The organism is Plesiocystis pacifica SIR-1, from assembly GCF_000170895.1.
GTDB classification, from domain to species: Bacteria; Myxococcota_A; Polyangia; order Nannocystales; family Nannocystaceae; genus Plesiocystis; species Plesiocystis pacifica.
In genome coordinates, this window is sequence record NZ_ABCS01000106.1 from 12,456 (window position 1) to 33,828 (window position 21,373).

The 21,373-nt window shown below is 70.4% G+C and carries 16 protein-coding genes; 7 read left to right on the plus strand and 9 right to left on the minus strand.

The annotated features are described in order from the left end of the window. Positions 1-18: 18 nt before the first annotated feature. Together PPSIR1_RS34050 and PPSIR1_RS44640 are read right to left on the minus strand one after the other, a co-directional pair. A complete protein-coding gene (locus PPSIR1_RS34050; protein ID WP_006975798.1) occupies positions 19-1,782 on the minus strand; it encodes a cytochrome b N-terminal domain-containing protein in 1,764 nt (587 codons plus the stop codon). Continuing rightward, entirely contained in the window at positions 1,779-2,372 is a 594-nt protein-coding gene (locus PPSIR1_RS44640) for a Rieske (2Fe-2S) protein (RefSeq protein WP_006975799.1), read from the minus strand. The genes PPSIR1_RS34050 and PPSIR1_RS44640 overlap by 4 nt, the downstream gene beginning before the upstream one ends. 187 nt (positions 2,373-2,559) lie before the next feature. Here PPSIR1_RS44640 and PPSIR1_RS34060 point away from each other — a divergent pair, with 187 nt between their 5' ends. Then, positions 2,560-4,476 (plus strand): serine hydrolase domain-containing protein, encoded by a 1,917-nt coding sequence (locus PPSIR1_RS34060; RefSeq protein ID WP_157596263.1) that lies wholly within the window; start codon positions 2,560-2,562, stop codon positions 4,474-4,476. Between the two features lie 32 nt (positions 4,477-4,508). On the opposite strand, the gene PPSIR1_RS34065 is transcribed toward PPSIR1_RS34060, so the two are convergent. Further along, positions 4,509-5,600 carry a hypothetical protein gene (locus PPSIR1_RS34065; protein WP_006975801.1) on the minus strand — a complete coding sequence of 364 codons (1,092 nt, stop codon included), beginning with the start codon at positions 5,598-5,600 and terminating at the stop codon, positions 4,509-4,511. A 489-nt stretch (positions 5,601-6,089) separates the two neighbouring features. Here PPSIR1_RS34065 and PPSIR1_RS50490 point away from each other — a divergent pair, with 489 nt between their 5' ends. Further along, the gene (locus PPSIR1_RS50490) at positions 6,090-7,673 is read left to right on the plus strand and encodes a cytochrome P450 (protein WP_006975802.1); all 1,584 of its coding nucleotides are present in this window, start codon (positions 6,090-6,092) and stop codon (positions 7,671-7,673) included. Between the two features lie 13 nt (positions 7,674-7,686). Here the strand turns inward: PPSIR1_RS50490 and PPSIR1_RS34075 are convergent, their stop codons facing one another. Further along, complete coding sequence (locus PPSIR1_RS34075) at positions 7,687-9,051, minus strand: tetratricopeptide repeat protein (RefSeq protein WP_157596265.1); 1,365 nt, start codon at positions 9,049-9,051, stop codon at positions 7,687-7,689. Positions 9,052-9,159: 108 nt separating this feature from the next. Here PPSIR1_RS34075 and PPSIR1_RS34080 point away from each other — a divergent pair, with 108 nt between their 5' ends. The 3 genes from PPSIR1_RS34080 (at position 9,160) to PPSIR1_RS34090 (ending at position 13,398) form a co-directional block, all read left to right on the plus strand. Then, positions 9,160-10,245: an SMP-30/gluconolactonase/LRE family protein gene (locus PPSIR1_RS34080; RefSeq protein WP_045117315.1), complete on the plus strand. Its 1,086-nt coding sequence runs from the start codon at positions 9,160-9,162 to the stop codon at positions 10,243-10,245. Between the two features lie 121 nt (positions 10,246-10,366). Then, positions 10,367-11,809: a M16 family metallopeptidase gene (locus PPSIR1_RS34085; RefSeq protein WP_157596266.1), complete on the plus strand. Its 1,443-nt coding sequence runs from the start codon at positions 10,367-10,369 to the stop codon at positions 11,807-11,809. Further along, complete coding sequence (locus PPSIR1_RS34090; protein ID WP_006975806.1) at positions 11,809-13,398, plus strand: M16 family metallopeptidase; 1,590 nt, start codon at positions 11,809-11,811, stop codon at positions 13,396-13,398. The genes PPSIR1_RS34085 and PPSIR1_RS34090 overlap by 1 nt, the downstream gene beginning before the upstream one ends. An 87-nt stretch (positions 13,399-13,485) precedes the next feature. On the opposite strand, the gene PPSIR1_RS34095 is transcribed toward PPSIR1_RS34090, so the two are convergent. From PPSIR1_RS34095 to PPSIR1_RS34115, 5 genes are all read right to left on the minus strand, one after another. Then, positions 13,486-14,592, minus strand: a complete 1,107-nt coding sequence (locus PPSIR1_RS34095; protein WP_006975807.1) for an SPFH domain-containing protein — start codon at positions 14,590-14,592, stop codon at positions 13,486-13,488. Positions 14,593-14,679: 87 nt separating this feature from the next. Next, a complete protein-coding gene (locus PPSIR1_RS34100; protein WP_157596267.1) occupies positions 14,680-16,260 on the minus strand; it encodes a hypothetical protein in 1,581 nt (526 codons plus the stop codon). Positions 16,261-16,289: 29 nt separating this feature from the next. Continuing rightward, positions 16,290-17,282 carry a hypothetical protein gene (locus PPSIR1_RS34105; RefSeq protein WP_006975809.1) on the minus strand — a complete coding sequence of 331 codons (993 nt, stop codon included), beginning with the start codon at positions 17,280-17,282 and terminating at the stop codon, positions 16,290-16,292. 17 nt (positions 17,283-17,299) lie between these two features. Further along, positions 17,300-17,569, minus strand: coding sequence for a DUF3892 domain-containing protein (locus PPSIR1_RS34110; protein WP_006975810.1), 270 nt, complete (start codon positions 17,567-17,569; stop codon positions 17,300-17,302). Between the two features lie 167 nt (positions 17,570-17,736). Continuing rightward, positions 17,737-19,416 (minus strand): acyl-CoA synthetase, encoded by a 1,680-nt coding sequence (locus tag PPSIR1_RS34115; protein ID WP_006975811.1) that lies wholly within the window; start codon positions 19,414-19,416, stop codon positions 17,737-17,739. Between the two features lie 264 nt (positions 19,417-19,680). On the opposite strand from PPSIR1_RS34115, the gene PPSIR1_RS34120 reads away from it, so the two are divergent. Both PPSIR1_RS34120 and PPSIR1_RS48615 read left to right on the plus strand, forming a co-directional pair. Then, complete coding sequence (locus tag PPSIR1_RS34120; protein ID WP_006975812.1) at positions 19,681-20,190, plus strand: hypothetical protein; 510 nt, start codon at positions 19,681-19,683, stop codon at positions 20,188-20,190. A gap of 40 nt (positions 20,191-20,230) precedes the next feature. Next, positions 20,231-21,373: hypothetical protein (locus PPSIR1_RS48615; protein WP_157596268.1), on the plus strand; the 1,143-nt coding region annotated here is incomplete at its 3' end.

The following is a 21,373-nucleotide window of genomic DNA, read 5'->3' on the forward strand; positions in this document are numbered from 1 at the left end:
ACGTTCAGCCCAGGCGACTCAATGCGCGTCGCCCTCACCCGCCTCTGCGTCGGCTTTGCCCCAGCCCTGGCGGTAGACGTAGTCCGCCAGGGTGTCGATGTCGGCCTCGCTGAGCTTGCCCTCGAATTTCGGCATCTCGGCGTTGTCGCCGTAGAGGTGCGCCTGCCCCGAGTTGCGGATCACGTCCGCGATCCAGGCCCGGGTCCCGCGGCCCCACAGCACCGGCGTGCCGACCCCGTCCGCGCCCTTTTCGACCTCGTGGCAGCCCGAGCACTCGAGCTCGTCCTCCCACAGCGCCTGGCCCTTCTTGGCCAGCGCCGCGTCGTAGGTCGACGCGTCGGCCTCGGCCTCGCCCTGCTCGCGCAGCTGGATCATGTACTCGATGACCGCGTCGAGCTGCTCGTCCGGGAGGTCCTCCTTGGCGTAGGCCTCCATGTCGGTGTGGCCCTTGGTCCCGCCAAAGTAGGCCACCGAGCGGGGCTCTCGCACGGCTCCGCGCAGCCACTCGCGGTCGTTGAAGTGGCTCAGGCTCGGGGCCTCCTGCCCGCCCTTGCCGTCGACGGCGTGGCAGGTCGAGCAGTTGGCCTTGAACAGCTCCATGGCCGCGAACTCCGGGTCGTTTTGCCAGACCGCGATGCCGCCGGCCGGGGGCACGCCCTTCTTGGCCAGCTCGCGGGTCTTCTCGGCGTCCTCGTGGGCCGCGATCAGGCCCTTTTGGTACTTCTCGTTGCCGGCGTCCTCGACGATGGCCAGGGCCGTCAGCACGATGACCCCGACCATGACCAGGCCCACGCCCGCGAGCACGGGGCCGCGCTTTTTGGCCTGGCGCGACTCGGCTCGGTCGACGAAGGGCAGCGCGAACAGGAAGGTCGCGACCGCGCCCGGGAGGATCACCGTGGCGATGATCGACAGCGGGCCTTCGAAGTACTTGAGCAGCTGGAAGAGGAACAGGAAGTACCACTCGGGCCGGGCCACGAAGTTCGAGGCAGGATCCGCTGGCGCGAACAGCTCGGCGCCGTGGGTCTCGTAGGTCAGCCCGACCAAGATGGCCCCGCACACGGCCATGGCCGCGATGTCGATGAACAGCTGGTTGGGCCAAAAAGGCTGCGCCTTGGCCTTCAGCTCCTCCTCGCTCAGCTTCGCCGGCGGGGTCACGCCGTGGCGGCGGAACAGGTAAAGGTGCGCGCCCAGCAGGGCCGCGAGGGTCAGCGGCAGCACGAACACGTGCAGGGCGTAAAAGCGGGTGATGGTCAGGTTGCCGTACTGATCGCCGCCTTGCAGCGCGTGCTGCATGGGCTCGCCGCCGGGCACCGTGCCCATGATCCCCGTGGCCACCTGCGTGGCCCAGTAGCCCTTTTGGTCCCAGGGCAGCAGGTAGCCCGTGAGCGCAAACGCCAGCACGAGCCCGCCCATGGCCAGCCCGGTCCACCAGTTGACCTCGCGCGGGGCCCGGTAGGCGCCCGCGAGCACCACCTGCATCAGGTGCAGCAAGGTGACCACGACCATCGCCGAGGACCCGTGGTGGTGCAGGCCGCGGAGGAACCACCCGCCGGCGACCTGATCTTGAATGTAGGCCGTGCTCGCCCAGGCGTCCGTCGCCGAGGGGCTGTAGTAGGTGGCGAGCAGGATGCCGAGCACCACCTGCTGCAGGAACAGGTAGGTGAGCACGGAGCCGAACACGTAGCGGACCCGCGCGCCGCCGAGGACCTCCTCGTCGAGGGCCTCGCCCATGAGCGCGCGGATGCCCGTGCGCTCGTCCAACCAGTCGAGGAGCTTGTTCATCCGATCTTCACCTTGTCCTCGGTGCCCTGCTTGAAGCGCTCGTAGCGGATCGAGATCAGCCCGCCGCCGTCCTCATCGTTGCTGAGCTCGAGCGCGTCGAGGGAGCGGGGCGCGGGGCCCTCCTCCGGCGCGCCGTCCAGGCCAAAGGCCGAGCGGTGGCAGGGGCACTTGAACTTGCTGTCCTCGGGGCTGTAGTCGACGGCGCAGCCGAGGTGGGGGCAGACCGTCGAGAAGGCGACGAGCTGGCCCTCGCGCTCGACCACCCAGGCCGAGCCGATCTTGACGTTGCGGGTCTTGTTCCACGCGTCCACGCGGTCGGCGTAGATGTCGACCTTGACCGGCTCGGGGCCAAACTCCGAGCGCTGGCCGACGATCGCGAAGTCGTCGCCGCCGGAGGTGACCTCGGTGCCCTCGGCCAGGGGCCACAGCGTGTACTTGAGGGCCGGGGCGACGACGATGCCCGCCAAGCCGGCGCCGAGGGCCCCGACGCCGACCTTCATGAAGGTCCGCCTGCCCTCGTCCTCCCCGCCGTGGGCCGCTGGGGTCGGTGATTTCGCTTCGGGGGTCGAGTCCTGATCGTCCGTGCTCATGGCGTGTCCGTGTCGACGCTGGGGCGATGCTACAGCACCACGGCCCAGGCCGTCCGCGACCCAGACCTCTCCGGCGACGACAACCTGCGCGAACCAGGCGGTGTTACACGGGCATCGCCGCGCACGCGCGACACGCTCGCCGCGACGCAGCGCGCCGAGAGCTCGCGAGAGCCGCTATCATCGGCCGATGCTCTCGGTGCCTCGACCCGCCCCGCGGACCCGCGCTGGCCTTGGTCGGCGCCTGGTCCTTTGGGCAATGGGGCTCCAGCTGATCGCGTCGGGCTGCGACGCCACCCAGGGTCGCGCGCGCCAGCGTGACGCCGAGACCGAGACCGAGACCCGCGGCGCGGCGAGCCCGGCCCGCTACCGGGCGACCCAGGAGGTCGTCAACGACCACGCCCTCGAGTTCATGCGCGCCGAGGGCAACAAAGAGATCGTCGGCATGAGCCTCGCCCTCGTCGACGAGGACGAGGTCGCGTGGGCCACGGGTTGGGGTCAGGCCGACGTCGACGCCAAGCTGCGCGCCTCACCACGCACGGTTTATGACGTCGGCTCGGTCACCAAGGTGATCACCGTCGCCGCGGTGCTCCAGGCCGTCGAGGCTGGCAGCCTGCGCCTCGACGCGCCCTTGAGCGAGCTGCTCCCGGAGCTCCACCTCGACGCCGGGGCCGAGGCCGAGATCACCCTCGAGGATCTGCTGACGCACCAGTCGGGCCTGCCCTCGGATTGGTTCTTCCACAGCCTGTCGACCGATCCCCCGCCCTTCCCCGAGCTCGTCCAGGAGATCCAGGGCGTGCCCCTGGCCGCCCCGCCGCGGACCCGCACGCTCTACTCCAACCTCGGCATGAGCCTCGCCGGCCTCGCCCTCGCCCGGGCCACGGGCCACGACTACGAGACCCAAGTCACCGAGTCCCTGCTGCGCCCCGCGGGCATGCGCACCGCCCACTTCGTCGGCGGGCCCGAGCCCCAGGCCGTGCGCCTGCCCAGCTACGAGGGCCCCCGGGGCGCGGGCGGGCTCGCGGGCATCGAGCGCGCCGCCGCCTACCGCCACGGCGAGGCCCGGACCAACCCGCAGTTTCGCCTGTCCCCCGCCGGCGGCATGCGGGCCAGCGTCCTCGACCTGGCGGCCTTCGCCCGGCTGGTCCTCGGCCGCGGGCGCGTCGACGGCCGGACGCTGCTGAGCCCCGAGAGCGTCGACGCCATGCTCAGCCCCCACAACCTCGAGCTGCCCCTCGATCTGGGCCACAGCTTTGGCTACGCGTGGTTCCTGGACCGCCACGAGTTCGACTGGCTGGGCAGCGTGGCGAGCCACGGCGGGCGCACCTTCTACCACCACGCCGTGCTCATCATCCTGCCCGAGCACGGCCTGGCCGTGGCCGTGGCCGCCAACTCCCTCGGCGCCGGCGAGGCCGTCGAGACCCTCGCCGCCGAGGCCCTGCTCATGGCGGTCTACGAAAAGCACGGCCTCGAGAGCCCCGGCGGCGCCCCGCCCCCCGAGCCCGACGCCCCGACCAAAAAGCGCGTCCGCGCCTTCCTCCGCGCCCACGGGGGCGACTACGCGACCTCCATCGGCCTGTCGACGATCACCGAAAAAGACGGCGCCCCGTGGTCGCGCTCGCGGGTCGGGCACAACGAGCTGCAGCTCCTGCCCGCCGACGACACCGTCAACAGCTCCGGCCTCGACGCGGCGGTGATCGAGTCCATGCCCGGCGCCGTGCTGCGTTTTCTCGAGCGAGACGAGCGCGCGCTGATGGCCATCGAGCGCGACGGCCGGCTGCACCGCGCCGCCGTCCGCCTCGACGCCCCCGCGAAGATCCCCGAGGCCTGGCGGGCTCGAGCCGGGCGCTGGGAGCAGCTGCGCCAGCCTGGCGAGGTCTCGACGATCCGCGAACCCACCATCGAGGTCAGCGGCGGCCGCCTGCGCCTGAGCTTCCTCGGCCTGCTCGAGGAGCCGCCCCTGCCCGTGGTCCTCGTGCTCGAACCCATCGACGACCGCACCGCCCGGATCGCCGGGCTGGCCCGGGGTCAGGGCAGCCTCATCGAGGTCCGCGGCGAGGGCGAGCGCGAGCGCATCTGGTGGTCCGGCCGCGAGCTCGGGCGCTAGCAAGCTCGCGCGTGGGCGCCCTGACGGGCCGCTCACAGCGTCGTCAGGGCCCTCGCCGCGGCTTCCCGAATCTGGAGCTTGAAGTGCTCGCTGAGCTGACGCTGGGCCTCGTCGACGAGCATGTCGCCTCGCTCGTCGACCTCGAAGCCCGCCAGCTTCAGGTCAAAGCGGACCTCGAGCGGCCTGTGGCAGAGCGCGGCGCGGGTCTCGGGAGACCAGTAGACGAGCTTGCCGGAGAAGCGGCCGCCCGTGTACTCGAACTGCGCGTCGTAGCGCGACCCCGCCTTGGTCAAGACTGGCGGCTCGTAGCCGCCCTCGCCCCACCACACGATCCCAAGCCCGCGGGTCCCGTCGAGCGCTGCTTTGCAGTCCGCCGCGAGGATCGAGTAGCCCTCGGGGATCTTGTCGAGGTCGGTGAGGTCGGTGAGGTCGGTGAGGTCGGGGGTCAGCTCGCCCATCGCCGAGCAGCCGTGGATGACCTCCACCTCGTCGGCGGCGAGCCGCCGCAGGAAGTCGTGGCTAAACAGCTGCGCCTCCCCAGGCGATGCTGCGCAGGCCTGGAGCCCCTCGAGTTCGGCGAAGGCCTCGAGCTCGGCCGCGCTCGGTAGCGCGGGCTCGACCGCCGCGCGGAACGCCTCGTGCTCGCGTCGACGGGCGAGGGCCGCGTCCTCGCGCGCCTCCTCCTCGGCCCTGCCCTTGGCGAGCTGCGCCGAGCCGTCCCGGAGGACCGCGGAGCAGGCGAAGCCGTTCCGGGCGCGCAGGGTGTCGAGGTGGACCCGCAGCTCGCCGCGGGTGAACACCCCGTGCTCGCCGTGGCCCTGGGAGTAGCTGGGCCTGTCCTCGCGCTCGAAGCCCGCCTCGACCAGCGCCTGGGTGTAGCGATCGACGATCTGCCGCTGGTCGCTGCCGGGGTGGCCCACGTGGAGCGCGGGCGGGTCTTGCCCCGGCATCATTCCGCACACCCGGTCCCCCTCGGCGAGGGGGAGCACCTCGACCAGCTCCGCCAACCCAGGGCTGACGGGGTCCCACATCATCGGACGGCAGGGCTGCTCCCCCTTGCAGGCGAACAGGCCGAGGCTGGCCACCAGAGCCAGGGACGCGGAGATGGAGCGGGCGCGGAGCATCGGGCAAACGACTTCGGGAAGGGGCTGCCAGCTCGGGCGAGCCGTGAGACGAAGGTTTACCTCCCTTGTCCGCCCTGCTCAATTGCGACCACTCTTGTTCAAAGAGACAGGTAAAAATGGGGCCTATAGCATCGTGCACACCCCCCATGATTTTGTGTGCGCTCGCCGAAGCCCCGGCTGCGGGGCCGCCTGATTCCGCGCGGGGCCTGGCGAGCCTGCCGCCCATGCGTGAGCGCTCAGAGGGTCGTGCATCTGCCACTCCCTGTTCGTACAGAACAAGCAACGACTCACCCAATTACGACACACTCGATTGCGCCCGTGGTCACAACATGCACACTTTAATTTTAATATTAACTATCGAAGTCACCAGACTCATGCAATCATGGTAGCATGAATGCCACCATCGAGTTTACCGCAAGCCAGCCCGTGGATGCTCGCGCTCCGCGTTGGCAACGCTTTCGCCGTCGCACCCCGAGCCTGAGCACGGAATTGACCAGGCTCACGCGCTTTTTCCACAACTACGCCGAAGACACCCTCCACTACCACCGCGAGATGGGCGACGCCTTCGAGCGGCGCGTGGGCATGCGTACGCTCTACCTGTGCCACCCGCGGCTGGTCGAGCACGTGCTGACCACAGGATCGGCCAACTACGTCAAGGGGGGCGCGTATCGGGTCGTCCGCGACGTCCTCGGTGAGGGCGTGTTCGTCTCGACCGGCGAGCTGTGGTCCCGCCAGCGACGGCTCCTGGCTCCCGAGCTGTCCGCCGCGCACCTCGAGCACCACATGCCGGCCCTGCGCGAGGACCTCGAGCTCCTGACCCAGTCCTGGAACGACTGCGCGTCCTCCCAGGGCGCGCTGGACCTCGAGCAGACGCTGAGCGAATTCAGCCTGCGCTTGCTCGGCCACTCGCTGCTGCACACCTCGGAGAGCGACACCGCCAAGCTCGGGGTCATCACCAGCTCGATGGACGCCAAGCTCGAGCAGAGCACCAAGCGCCTGCTGAGCGGAGGGCTGCTGCAGCCTTGGCTCCCGACCCCTGGCAACGTGCGGGCGCGCGTCGCCGAGCAGAAGATGACGAGAGTCATCGCCGGGCTCATTTCGCAGGCGCGGCGGAACGCCCAGGAGCGGCGCCTCCGAGACCAGCGCGTGCAGGCTCTGGTCGACAGCCAGCCGCCCGCGCCGGGGCCAGAGGACTCCCAGACGGGCTACGCGATCCACCGGAGCGAGTGCCGCGACCGGACGCGCGCGCTGCTGTCGAGCGCCCACCATCGAGCCGTCCGGCTCGCCCTGCGTTGCGAGAGCCCGTCGGCGTGGGAGGACGCGGCCCCGTCGCTCGGCAAGGGCTGCCCGTTCGGATTTGATCGCCCGCGCCCCAGCGACGAGGACGAGCGAGGACACCAGCAGAGCGTCGTCGAGCGCATGCTCGGCGCGCCGGACCCTCGCACCGGGCTCGAGATGAGCGACGATCAGCTGCACGCGCTGTACCGCTCGCTGTTCTTCACCGGCCACGCGACCCTCGCCCTCACCGTCACCTGGTCCCTCCTGTGCCTGCTCCACGCGCCCCTGGTCGAGAACCAGCTCGTGGCCGAAGTGCGGCGCGTATTGGCCGGACGGCTCCCGCGCCTCGAAGACATCCCCAAGCTGACCTACACCCGCCAGGTCGTCCTCGAGACGCTGCGCATGTTTCCGCCGATCCCCGCGGTGTCCCGCGAGGCCCGTGAGGCCGAGAGCTTCATGGGCGTGAGCGTCCGGGCGGGCGAGACGATCACGATCCCGCTCTACGTGCTCCACCGGCACCCTCGCTTTTGGGCGGACCCGGAGCGCTTCAACCCCGGGCGCTTCGGCCCCGATCAGCCCGCGCCGGACCCCTTCGCGTACATGCCCTTCTTGCAAGGCGAGCGCTCGTGCCCCGCGAGCTCGCTGGCGGTGCTCATCGCCGTCGCGTGCCTGGCCACGATCGTGGATCGCTTTCAGCTCCGCGCGCGCAACCCTGGTCCTTTGCGTGCGTCGGCGAAGATCTGCCTGCGCCCGGATCCCGCCCCGGAGGTCCTGGTGCGGTGGCGGCCGCGGTGAACCGCGACCGCGCTCAATCCACCTGCTGCTCGCGTACGGAGCGCATGAACTCCGCGAAGGGCCGCTGGCCCACGAGCGCCTTGACGAAGTCCGACATGAATTCGCGCCCCGAGGCGATGCTCAGGTCCACCTTGCCGTCGGCGAAGGCGATGGTCAGCTTCCAGGCCTCCTCGCCGAGCTCCGCGTCGGGGTCGACCTCCTCGCCCTCGATGAGCACGTCGGTCCCGCGGGCTCCCTCGAGCACCAAGTCGATGCACTCGAACTCGACGCCCGCGTCCTGGCACAAGATCAGCTCGCGCGCGTCGAAGTAGGTCATGGTGTTCCAGCCCATGTCCTGGTCGAGCTCGGAGTTCCAGGTCTGGACGTGCAGCTCCTCGCCCGGGGCGGGGCCGAGGTCGGCGAACGCGAGCTCCTGGATGCTGCCCTGGTTGGACAGCCCGAACACGCCGGGGATGTAGCCGTTGACCAGCTGGCCGTGGTGCGACCAGCCCTTGCCGCGGGTCTCGAGCACCAGGTGGAGCTCGTCTTCGTACATCCCGCCGACGCCAGGCTGGCCCTCGATGACGAGCACGGCCGCGCCCGCGAGCATCGACTTGCCCGTGCCCTCGCTGAGCCGCTCGCGGACGCTGCACTCGCACACGCCCAAGTACTCCTGGTCCGCCTCGGACAGCTTGTCGAAGGCCGCCTGGCTGCCCACGCACTCGAGCTCGGCGAGGACCTCGTCGCACAGCCCCTCGGGCTTGGCCGGGCCGGGCTTGGGCAGGGCCGAGGCGAACTTGGCCAGCTTCTTCTCGACCGCCGCGTTGCCCGGGCGGGCCTCGAGGGAGCGCGCGAACGCGGCCTTGGCCTTGGCCGGCTCGTCGCGCGCCTCCTCGATCAGCCCGAGGTTGTAGTAGAGCGCGCCGAGGCTCTCGTGCCCGGGCGGCGCCTGGTCGATGGCCCGCTTGGTCGAGGACTCGGCCAGGGCCAGGTCGCCCTTTTTGTAGGCCGCGAAGCCCAGCTCGCCGAGCACCTTGGGGTTGACCGGGTCGGCCTCGAGGGCCCCGCGCAGCAGCACGATGCCCTCGTCGTAGTCCTTCTTCTTGACCGCCCTGCGCCCGGCGTTGAGCTGGGAGAGCAGCGCGTCCCGGGAGTTCTTGGCCTCCTCCGCCTTCCCGCCCATGGCCGCCTTGACCTCGGCCATGCGGGCCTTGCCGTCTTTTTGGTTCAAGCCATCGGCGGCGGCCTCCGGCTCGGTCTTGGTCGGCTCGGGCGCCGCGTCGTCCTCGGCGACCGGAGCCTCCTCCTCCCCTCCGCCCTCGGCGGGCGCCGAGCCCTTGCACGCGACGAGCGCGAGAACAGACGAGAGGGCGATCGCGGGCAACCGACGGCGCAACATCGCCGCAACGCTACCAGGCCTGCCAACGCGGGCGCCACGGTCCGACGCCCTGCCCGGGTGACCCTTCCACGTTGCCGAGCGGCCGCCGAGGCGCCACAATTCGTCCCCGTGCCCACGACTCGCTCGCTCCTCGTCTTCCTGTCTCTCAGTCTGGCCCTCGCTGCATGCAACGGTAGATCCATCGACCCCGGAGGTGACGACGAGGTCGGCGACAGCGACGGGGGCTCTGACTGGTCCCCCCCGTGCGCGAGCCCCGACGCCCCGACGGGGCCGGTCGAGCTCGTCTCGGGCGCGATGACCCCCGGGCCCTTCGTGCGCGTCCACGACCGCGTCTACTGGGCCGACCAGTGGTACCCGTGGAGTCCCGAGTTCGTCCATGTTCGCTGGGCGCCCATCGACGCCCCCGACGACTGGCACACCCTCACCGAGACCCCCCAGGCCGTCCGCGCCATGGCGGGCGACGGCGAGGCCGCCTTTTGGATCGAGGGTGACGACGGCACGCCGACCGGCGGTCTGTGGCGGGTGGACGCCGAGGGTGAGCCCGCCCTACTCGAAGGGGACCTGACCGCCCCCACCGGCCTGCGCCACCGCCCCGGCCCCGAGGGCGGCTGGCTCTACTACAGCAGCCGCGCCAGCGACATGCCCGACTCGACGACCCTGCTGCACCGCGCCCGCCCCGACGGCAGCGCGGCCCAGGTGATCGCCGAGCGCTCGGGCTTCATCGTGGCCATCGACCTGGGCCCCACCGATCTGTGGTGGACCGAGTCTTCCGGCGACATCTGGCGCATGCCCCTCGACGGCGGCCCTCCCGAGCTCGCGTTCACGGATACCACCTTCCCGACGGACATCGAGGTCGTCGGGTCCAAGACCTTCATCGTCTCGTTCGGGAGCCTCTACCGCCTGACCCCAGGCGCCGAGCCCGAATACATCGAGGGCCTGGGCGACAACGGGGGCATCGAGGCGACCGACACCCACGTCTACTTCAGCGCACAAAACGTGTTCGAGGACACCCACCTCGGTTGGATCCACCGCATCCCCATCGACGCCGAGCCCTTCGGCGGGGAGTTCGTCACCAGCAAGTTCGCCCCGGCCCCGACCGAGATGATCGACGACGCCGACGCGCTGTACTGGGCGACCGCCGACGAAGACACCGGCCAGGGCGGCATCTGGATGCTGTGCAAGGATCACGAATGAGTCGTGGACGTGGGCAGGCACCCGGCGCCGAACACCCGCCGCAATCCCGGGGCACAAACCCCCCCGCGCGAGCGGCCCACGCCCCCGCCCGCGCGTGGGCCTGTGGCATCATCGCGCCTCGATGCTCCGCCGTATCCCCCTCCTCACCATCCCCGCGCTGGCCCTGAGCCTCGGCGCGCCGACGGCTCTGGCTGGCGAGTCCAGCCTCGCGGGAGAGCCCCCCGCGGCCGAGCCCGCCGAGCCCCCCGCGAAGGCCTTCCCCTACGCCTACCAGGAGCGGACCCTCAAAAACGGGCTGCGCGTGGTCGTCATCCCCATGGCCTCCGGCGGCCTGGTCTCCTACCGCACCGTCGTGCGCACCGGCGCCCGGGACGAGTACGAAAAGGGCGTCACCGGCTTCGCCCACTTCTTCGAGCACATGATGTTCCGCGGGACCGAGAAGGTCCCCGCCGAGCGCTTCAACGAGATCGTCACTAGCATCGGCGCCGACGCCAACGCCTACACCTCGACGGACATGACCGTCTACGAGTTCGACATCGCCGCGGAGGACCTGCGCACCGTCGTCGAGCTCGAGTCGGACCGCTTCATGAACCTCAGCTACGGCAAGGAGGCGTTCGAGACCGAGGCCGGGGCGGTCTACGGCGAGTACCGCAAGAACCGCTCGAGCCCCTTTTTCACCCTCTACGAGGCCGTGCAGAACGCGGCCTTCACCCGCCACACCTACAAGCACACCACCATGGGCCTGGTCGAAGACATCAAGGCCATGCCCACGAAGTACGACTACAGCAAGACCTTCTTCCAGCGTTACTACCGCCCGGAGAACTGCGTGGTCGTGATCGCCGGGGACGTCGAGGCCGAGGCCGCGTTCGCGCTGATCGAAGAGCACTACGGGGTCTGGAAGCCAGGCTACGTCGCGCCGAAGATCAAAAAAGAGCCCAAGCAGCGCAAGGCCAAGCGCATCGAGGTCGAGTACGAGGGCCGGACCCTGCCGATCGTGTGGCTGGCCTACAAGGCCGGAGCCTACGCCCCCGAGGACAAGACCTGGGTCGCCTCCCAGGTCCTCGCCGAGCTCGCCTTTGGCGAGACCAGCGACATCTACCGCGAGCTCGTGCTCGAGCAGCAAAAGGTGCTCGGCATCGGCGCGGGCGGGGGCAACGACCGCGACCCGGGGCTGTGGAGCATCTACGCCCAGGTCGGGGACCCGGCCGACATCGACGCCGTGATCGCGCGCATCGAGCAGACCGTGGCCCGCTACCGCGACGAGCTCCCCGACCCCGGGCGCCTCGACGCGGTCAAGTCCAACCTGCGCTACGGCTTCCTCCTCGACCTCGACACCGCCTCGTCCGTGGCCGGGACCGTCGCCCAGATGATCGGCGTGGGCGGAGACCTCGGGCGCGTCGAGGCCTACTACCAGAACCTGCTCGAGGTCACCCCCGAGGACATCCAGGCCGCCGCCAAGCTGTGGCTCGTCGACAACCAGCGGACCACCGCCGTCTTGCGCGAAAAACAGGAGCCGCCGCCAGACGCAAAAAAGTCCGCCGAGTCCAAGGGAGGAACCAAGTGATGCGCCGCCTATCCCTGCCCCTCTCCCTGCCCCTCTCCGGGCTGCTCGCCCTCACCCTCGCGGCCTGCCCCGGCCCCGAGGGCGACCCGGCGCCCCCCGACACCACCGGGCCCGCCCCCGAGGCGCCCGCGGCCGTCGAGATCGACCGCAGCACCATCGAGCTCCCCGTCGCCGAGGACCCCAGCATCGTCTACGCCGCCTGGTTCCAGGTCGGCAGCCAGGACGACCCGCCCGGCAAGGAGGGCCTGGCCTGGCTCACCGCCCAGCTCATCACCAACGGCGGCAGCGAGTCGCGCAGCTACCAGGAGCTGCTCGAGTTCCTCTACCCCATGGCCGCCGGCTGGGGCGTGCGCGTCGATCGGGAGATGACCACGATCACCGGCCGCAGCCACAAAGAGACCGCCGACGCCTTCCAGGCCCTGCTGACCGAGCAGTGGACCAAGCCCGCGTTTGACCAGGCGGACTTCGAGCGCCTGCGCACCCAGGGCATCAACGCCCTCGAGAAGAACCTGCGCTACGCCCAGGACGAGGAGCTCGGCAAGTTCGGCCTCGAGGCCTTCGTCTACGCCGGGACGCCCTACGCCCACCCGCCCCAGGGCAGCGTCGCGGGCCTGAAGAGCATCACCCTCGAGGACGTGCGCGCCTTTTTCGAGGCCCACTACACCCAAGACCGCGTCGTCTTCGCCATGGGCGGCGGCTACAGCCCCGAGCAGCTCGCCGCCGTCGAGGCCAGCGCCAAGGCCCTGCCCGAGGCGGCCAGCGCCGCGCCCACGCCTCCGCCCGCGCCCGCGGCCATCGAGGGCAAGCACGTCCTGCTGATCCAAAAGCCCGGCGCCGACGCGTCGATCTCCTTTGGCCACCCCATCGACCTGCACCGCGGCGAGGCCGACTTCTACGCCCTGTGGCTTGCCAACAGCTGGCTCGGGGAGCACCGCAACTCGGCCAGCCACCTCTACGGGGTCATCCGCGAGGCGCGCGGGCTCAACTACGGCGACTACAGCTACATCGAGGCCTACCCCGAGGGCGGCTTTCGGTCCATGCCGCCGACCAACGTCTCGCGCCGCGCCCAGCTCTTCCAGGTCTGGATCCGCACCCTGCCCAACGAGCACGCCCACTTCGCGTTGCGGGCCGCCCACCGCGAGCTCACCCTGCTCGTCGAGAACGGCCTGACCAAAGAGCAGTTCGAGCTCACCCGGGACTTCCTGCGCAAGTACATCCTGCACTTCGCCGACACCACCTCCGGGCGCCTGGGCTACGCCATCGACGATCGCTTCTACGGCCTCGACCGCGACGGCGGGCCCGGCCACCTCGCCGACTTCCAGGCCGCCCTGGACACCATGACCCTCGAGCAGGTCAACGCGGCGATCAAAAAGTACATCGACCCCGACAACCTCAAGATCACCATCGCCACCGGCGAGGCGGAGTCGCTGCGCGACGCCCTCGTCGCCGACGCGCCGGGGACCATCGAGTACCCCACGCCCAAGCCCCAGGCGATCCTCGACGAGGACCAGGTGATCGGCGCGCACGAGCTCGGTATCTCGGCCGAGAACGTGACCATCCGGCCCGTGGACGAGATGTTCGCGGGCTGAGAGCGCTCGAAGCCCACCAAGACCACCGGCCTTCCCGGCCCCGCCCTGTCCCCACAGGTCCGGGCTTGCAGGGGTCTCTCGCTCGGCTCAGCGGGCCAGCTTGCGCTCGAGCCGTTGGCTGAGGCGCTCGAACAGCGCCTCGCTGATCTCGCCGTTGGCGAGGCGCTCGACGAGCTTGTCGATCTGCGCCTCGATCGCCCGAGGGTCCTCCGGCCCTGGGGGCAGCGCCTCACTCGTAGAGGGCGAGGGCTCGATCGTGGGGGGAGGCGGGGGCTGGCTGAGCACGGTCTGGGCCAGCTGCCCGACGAGCGCCGCTCGTGCGGCGCCGCCAGAGAAGGGCAGCTGCGGCACCTCAGCCATGCTGCGCAGCGAGTCGAGCACCGAGACCTGGGCAGGGTCGATGCCACGCGCGTGCATGTGAGCCATGAGCTCGGCGCGCACGAAGCCCCCAGCGTGGTCGGCCTGTGCGTCGAGCTGCGCCACCCGGGCCCGGGTCTGGGCCTCGTAGATCTCAGCCTCTCCGCCCAGACGTGAGAGCGCCCCGCGGGCCATGGCCGTCTTGAACTCCTGGGGCAGGTTGATCTCGACCACCTCGAGGTCGAGGAGAAGCAGACCGATGTCCCCCAGTGTGTCGCCCAGGGCCTGGCTGACCCGAGCGTCGAAGAGTTCGCGCTGAGCGTGGAGCTCGGCCGTCGGGCACGTGGCGATCACCGAGCGCAGCACCGCTTGAAAGCGCGGCATGAGCAGGCGCTGTAGGTCGACCTCGGATAGGCGCGCCGCCCCCTGGAGGAGCTCGCGGTTGAAGATTAGTGGGTCCCCCAGGCGAAGGTGCGCGACCCCGTTGGCCGAGACCTCGATGCCGTCGCGGGTACAGACGTTGCCCAGACCCCACTTGAGCTGGCGCTGCCCCGTCTTCATCCAGATCACGTCGAGCGATCCCGTGACCCGCGTCTTCTCGAACATGTAGCTGCCCGGCTGCAGGTCTCCGCTGGCGCGCCCGTCCTCGATGACCAGCGCGACCTCGTCGGGGTTGACGATGATCGCCTGTGTCTCGGCGAAGATGCTGGCCCGCTCCCGGGGGTCCCGGGGCAGGCGGTGGATGATCGAGTCGTCCTGACCCACGGGCCACTGCAGCGGACGACGACCGCGGCGGGTCGCGTAGGCCAGCGCGCCGGCCTCGGCGCGGACTCCCATATTTACCAACCATTGACTAATCGACATGTCGATATCCTCGATTCGCGTCTAGCGACGTTGTTGTGATTGTTGTTGTCTGCGCTTGGATCAGCGAGCAAATCGCGCGAAGAGCCAGCGCGCCGTCTCGACGCGCTCGCGCGCGCGCTTCGAAGCCCGGACTCGACCCTGGAGCGCCGTGCTCACTTGGCGCTGGCCGCCGCGCGCGCGCAGGCGAACCGTGACCGCGGGGATCAACGCGAGGCCGCGCACCTCAAAGCGAGCGTTTTGAAACTCTGGCCGACAGCGCAACGCTTGCTGCATGACGACCCGGGCGTCGGCCGCAGTTGTCTCCGGCAGCGCGATGTCGATCGCGCCGACGCGCATGGGGTGGTTCAAGGCGGCGCGCAGCGCCTCAGGCACGGGATCGAAGATCGCTACGGTCTCGGCCGTGCCGGCGCATGCATCGAGCAGCGCCAGCGTCCGCTGCTCGACGCCCCCGCCGAGCAGACGCCCCCGTTGCTGCGAGTAGCGCAGCTCAGCCACCCACACCGGCAACAAGAAGCGCTCGATCGTTTCGACGACCTCGTCCTCGCCGAATAGACCCAGGCGCTTGCGACCGCGGACAGACTCGGCCCACGCCTCGGCCCACGCGAAGTCCTCGATGACACAGATCGCCATCTCTTGCCGCGAGACCGCGGCGAGGTCACTCCAGCCCTCGAGCAATGTCGCGGCATGATCGGGGCTGCTGCCGGGAGGGATGAGCGGCGCGAGGGTCGTGTAGAGGTGGGAGAGGGGCTCCTCTGGTGCTCGCGGCAAGCGCTCTCGGCATCGGAGCCAACGCGCCAGGACCTGGGCCCCCTCGGCCTCACGCTCCACGGCCAGGGCAAAGGCGCGGGCCTCAACGGGCGCGCTGACGCAGGCCCGGAGGCGCTCGGCGAGGCCTCGGAGGCTGACGATCAGCGCCTCGATGCCCTCGAGCTGGCTCGGAGAGTGCTGGCCTCGGGCGCAGTCATCGTAGTGGCGCGTGAGCGCTGCCAGGAGCTGCCAACGCTCCCGTCGCAGCCCAGCGAAGCGATCGCCTTCGCTGCTCGTCAAGGGGCGCGAGGCCATCGCCTCGAGGTTGCTGCGTACGGCCCCCCAGCCGTCGGCTCCGCCGCGCTGTCCAGCCTCGACGATGTTGATGAGGTGGATGAGCTCGTCGATCGGCGCGCCGAGCTCTTCGAGCTGGGCTTTGGCGACCTCGTCGACAGCGAAGCGCTGGACCTCGCTGTGGCCGAGGCGCCCGCTGAGCGCGACCAAGGCCTGCATCCGGCCGCTGTAGAGGCTCAACGGATGGGGGGCGCCTCCGGGAGCCCGCGAGAGCTCGGGGAGGATCAACGGGGCCTGCAGCCACGGGCCCAGGCCCTCGTGGACTCGGGCCACATCACGGCGGAGCTCGGGGAAGATCCGCTGATTGAAGATGTAGCCGCGGCTCGCTCGATCGATCACCTCCACTGGTGAGTCCGCGTTCGAACCAACTCGTCCGCGGAGCCACGCATCGGTCTGATCCGCGCTCGTCTGGCGAGCTCGCGCCGCGTCGAAGGCGGTGAAGCCGTGGAGGCAAAACGCGCAGGTGTGGTGCCCGGCCTCGACGCTGGGCTGGGCGGCGTGGCAATAGGGACAGCGAAGCTCGGCGGTCTGCATCTGCATGGGGACTCACAGTCTCGGCGGGGGTGGGCTCAGGAGGCCCTCTCGCTCAGCGCCGTCACTCGGCGATTGAGCATCTCGAGCTCGCGCTGGAGCGCGGCGACGTGTCCCTGGAACTCGACGCGTAGCTCAGCGACACGGCGCTGCGCCTGGGCATCAGCGAGCGCGTTGATCGAGGAGCTGCAGGTCGTACACAAGACGACGGTCTGGGCGTCGAGGTCGACGCTGGCGAGGTCGTGCCCCGCTTGGCGCAGGACTTCGACGGTGTGGCCGTGGACCGTCGCCGAGATCGAGTGATAGTGAAGGCCTGCCCCCGCGAACTCGCGGCGGCAGCTCCAACAGCTCCGCCGGGTCTGAAGGCGCTCGAGCCAGCCTTCGGCCGTCGCGCGGTGGGCCTGAGCGGGGGTCTGATACAGGGCGACCAGGGCACCGTTCATCACCTCGGCAGCGGATGCGGGATCGTGGCGCGCACGATCGAGGGCTTCGTGGAACCGCGCCAGCCCGTCGTGAAAGAATCCACGGAGGTCACCTCGATCGAGCGCCATTCCATCGGGGCGAAGACCGTAGGTCGACAGGGGCTGACCGCCGAACTCGTGAAAGGAGTGGGCGGCGCTGCGGTGCAGCTTCGCCCGTTGAAGGTGATCCGCCTCGTCGGTGACCGCCACCGTGGCCTCGGCGAGGCGACCCGAGACCTCGTGACGCAACAAGCTCGCGCTCATGTGATCGCTGCGCGAGCCGACCGCTTCGATCTGATCGAGCGCGCCCAAGGCCGTGTGTAGCGGGCTCAGCACCTGCGGCGAGCCTCCGCTGAGGAAGCGGTAGAGCAGGGCGTTGGCGTGAGCCTGACGGTGAAGCTCGACCTCCCCGGCTCGCTCTGCCCGCGCGGCGGCCCGCTCGAACAGCTCCGTGGCCGCGGCGAATTTGTGGTGGCCAAGGAGCACGCCCTGGCTAAAGGCGCGCTCGTAGTGTTCAGCGGGGGTCAACGCAACGCCGACGCGATGCTGGAGCTTTTTGAGCAGGTTCATTTCCGGCCCTCGAGCGCTCAGTACTCGGGGAGGTCCTCGAGGTTGTTGTCCTTGGACGAATCCGGTTGGCTGCGCAGATACCAGCCGCCGTTGGTGAGGTTGACGACCTCGACGCAGGGGCCGTTCGCCGTACGGACGCGATAGTGATGGGTCCCGCGTTCGATGAACCGCTTGGCGTCGAGGCTGGAGTGCTCCCAAGCAGTCGAGCCTGAACCTCCGCTGAGGTGCGAGATGCTCGAGTTCGAGTTTCGTTTGATACGGGTGACGATGAGGGTGGAAGTCGGCATCGTCGCTACAGTGAAGCGCTCACTGGTGTGGATCAGATCGAGTGGTGCCCCACTTTGTGAGCTTGCGCTTTTCCATCTCTTTCCCGTGGGCGCTCATCGACGAGAGTCCGCATGAAGACCAACAGCTGAGAGCGACTCGCCGCGCACGGCTAGCGACTGTCCGCCCCTCACTCGGACGGAGCGCTGGCGAGCCCCCGGGCCCGCTCGCGCAGCTTGAACTTCTGGATCTTCCCCGTGGACGTCTTGGGCAGCTCGCCGAACACGACGTGGCGGGGGCACTTGAAGTGGGCGAGCTGCTCCCGGCTCCAGGCGATGACCTCTTCGGCGCTCAGCTCCTGGCCCGCGCGGAGCTCGACGAAGGCGCAGGGCGTCTCCCCCCACTTCCCGTGGGGCATGGCCACGACCGCGGCCGCGGCGATGGCCGGGTGCTTGTAGAGGGCGTCCTCGACCTCGATGGACGAGATGTTCTCGCCGCCCGAGATGATGATGTCCTTGGAGCGGTCCTTGAGCTGCACGTAGCCGTCGGGGTGCATGACCCCGAGATCCCCGGTGTGGAACCAGCCCTGGGCGAAGGCCCGCTGGGTCGCGGCGGGGTTCTTGAGGTAGCCCTTCATGATCACGTTGCCGCGCATCATGACCTCGCCCAGGGTCTCGCCGTCGGCGGCGACCTCGGTCATGGTCTCGGGGTCCATGACCGTGAGCTGCTCGAGGGCCTGGTAGCGCACGCCCTGGCGCGCCTTCATGGCCGCCCGCGGGCCCGGGTCGAGGGCGTCCCAGCTCGCCTTCCAGTCGTTGACCACGGCCGGCCCGTAGCTCTCGGTCAGGCCGTAGAGGTGGGTGACGTTGAAGCCGCCCGCGGCCATGGTCGCGAGCACCGCCTCGGGCGGCGGGGCCCCGGCGGTGAAGAACTCGACGACGCGATCGAGGGGCCGCTTGATCGCGTCCGCGGCCCCGCTGATCACGGCCATGACGATGGGCGCGCCGCACATGTGGGTCACCTCGTGGTCGGCGACCGCGTCCCAGATGGCCGCGTCCCGGACCGCGCGCAGGCACACGTGGGTCCCGGCCACGATCGCGAGGGACCAGGGGAAGCACCAGCCGTTGCAGTGGAACATCGGCAAGGTCCACAGGTAGACGGGGTGCTTGGTCATGCCCGTGGTCACGACGTTGCCCGTGGCCAGGAGGTAGGCGCCGCGGTGGTGGAAGACCACGCCCTTGGGGTCGCCGGTGGTGCCCGAGGTGTAGTTGAGGGCGATGGCGTCCCACTCGTCGAGGGGCCGGACCCAGTCGAAGGCGGGATCGCCCTCGGCGAGCAGCTCGGCGAACTCGAGCTCGCCGAAGGGGTCGGGCGCGCCCTCGATCGCCGCGTAGTCGACGGTCGGGTCGACGTAGTCGATGACCAGCGGGCGCGGACCCTCCATGAGCGCGAGGGCCTCGCGGACCACGGTCGCCAGCTCGCGCTCGACGAGGATCGCCTTGGCCTCGCCGTGGTCGAGGCTAAAGGCGATGATGCGCGCGTCCAGGCGGACGTTGAGGCAGTTGAGCACGGCCCCGGCCATGGGCACGCCGAAGTGGGCGAGCAGCATGGGCGGCGTGTTGAGCAGCATGGCCGCGACCGTGTCCCCGCGACCGATCCCCCGGGCGGCGAGGGCCGAGGCCAGGCGCCGGGCGTCGGCGTAGTATTCGGCGTAGGTCCAGCGCTGCTTGGCGCGCGCGCCCGCGTGGAGGATCGCCGGATGCTCGGGGAAGGTCTCGGCCGTGCGCGCGAGGAAGTTCAGCGGCGTCAGCGGCTGATGGTTCGCAGGGTTCTTGTCGAGATCGCGTTCGTAGATGCTCGGCGCGCTCACGGCCGCATGGTACCCGCGGCAGGCCCTCGCAGTCGCTGAGTCGTGGACGTGGGGCAGGGAGGGCGTGGCGTCGTCCACGACGGCTAAAATAGATAGAGGGGCGGACAGGACTCGTTCTGGCCGACCCCCTGAGGCTCTCTGGGGGGTCGAAGCCGCTCGCACGGGCGGCGAAAGCCCGAGTGAGCGCCCGCTTACAGGAGGCGAGCCCACCGCACGCGCGCAGCCGAGGAGCCGATGGTCGTCGTGCTAGCATGATTTCCCGCGATGGATGGGCCGACACAGCCGCCTCACACCGTCGAGCTCGAGACCCTCATCGAGCGTCCCAGCGTGCGCATGTGCCAGTGGCGGAGCGTCGTCGTGCAGGCGTGGTCGGGGGAGCCGCTGCCCAACGACCAAGAGCTCGTGCGCGAGGTGTTCGAGTCGATCATCGCCGCGAGCCCCGATGGCTTTCACAACCTCGGCCTGATCCGGCTCGCGCAGCTGCCCGGCTCGCCCGCGGCGGACGTCCGCGCGCGCTCGCGCTGGCAGATGGCCCGGCTCGACCCCCACACCCACGCGAGCGCGCTGGTCATCGACGTGCCCTCGCCCTGGGGCCGAAGCGTGCGCGCGTTCATGCGCGCGCTCATGCTGCTCAACAAGATCCAGACGCCGACTCGGATCTACGCCGAGACCGAGCCGGCGCTGAGCTGGATCTACGCCGAGGGCAAGCCCGACGCGGCGATGCTCGCGGAGCGCGACGCCTTCCTCGCGGCCTTGCACGAGTGGTGGGTCTGAGCCGAACGGTCAGCCGTCCCAGCTGTGGTAGGAGTGAGCCGTGCCAGGTCCGAGCGCGGGGGTGCGCATCCCCATCGACGCCCCCGCCTGGATTCGAGCTTGGCCCCCTGGCCTCCAACCGGCGGCGGTGGCCGTGCGCCCCGAGGGCCTCGACCTCGACTACGCCATGCCTTCGGGGCACCGCGCCAGCGCCCGGCTCAGCCTCACCCATGGCAAGGTCCACGTGCGCCGCGTCCACATCGAGCCGCCCCTCGAAGACGCCGAGCGAGGCCGCCGCCTGAGCCACCGCCTGGGCCGGGCCATCCGTCGCCAGCTCGAGCGCGGGCGCGAGGCCGAAGCCGCCGCGCGCTGGCTGTCCGAGCAGGTCCAGCGCTGCGCCGAGCTGCCCCCAGCCTTCGCCGCCTGCGCCCGAGCGAGCGGGTCCGGACAGCGCGTGGAGGCCGAAAACGCCGCGGCAGCGCTCCGTGTCCTCGACGCGCGCACGCCTGACGACGCGGGGGGATCCGGGCATCTGCGCCTGGCCTGCGGCGACCTCGAGGGCGCCCTCGAGGCCTGGGCGCGCCTCGACGCAACGGCGGCCGAGGACGCAGCAGGCGAGGACTTCGGCCGATTGTTCGAGCGCATGCTCGCCGCGGGCGCGCGCGGGATGGAGGCCCAGGCGTGGTCCCTCGGCGCCGAGCTGCTCGAGCGCGCCACGGATCTGAGCCAGCTGCGCGAGGCCGGGCGGCTGTTCGCCCTCATCGGTCAGCACCAGCGCGCCAACGAAGTCTTCGCGCGGGTCTTCGCCCGCACCGGGATCTGGCGCGACCTGCAGCTCGCCATGCTCGCGACCGAGGCCGCGGGCGACCCGGGGCCCCTCGTCGCCGCGCTCGAGGGTCAGCCCGAGCTCGACCGACGCCTGCCCCCGACACGCCGCGTCGCCCTGGCCCTGGCCCTGCGCGACGCGGGGGCCTTCGCCCTGGCCCGCGAGCGCCTCCAGGCCCTGCTCGACGACCCCGCCCTCGCGCCCGAGCTCGCCCGCGAGTGCGCCGAGAGCCTCGCCCACCTGGCGCTGTGGCGCCTCGACCTCGACGAGGCCTGGAGTCGAGCGACAGCCTGCGTCGAGCGCCACGGCGAGGGGGCGCGGAGCTCGATGATCCTCGGCGCGGCCGCCCTGGCCTCGAGCGACGTCGAGTCGGCCGTC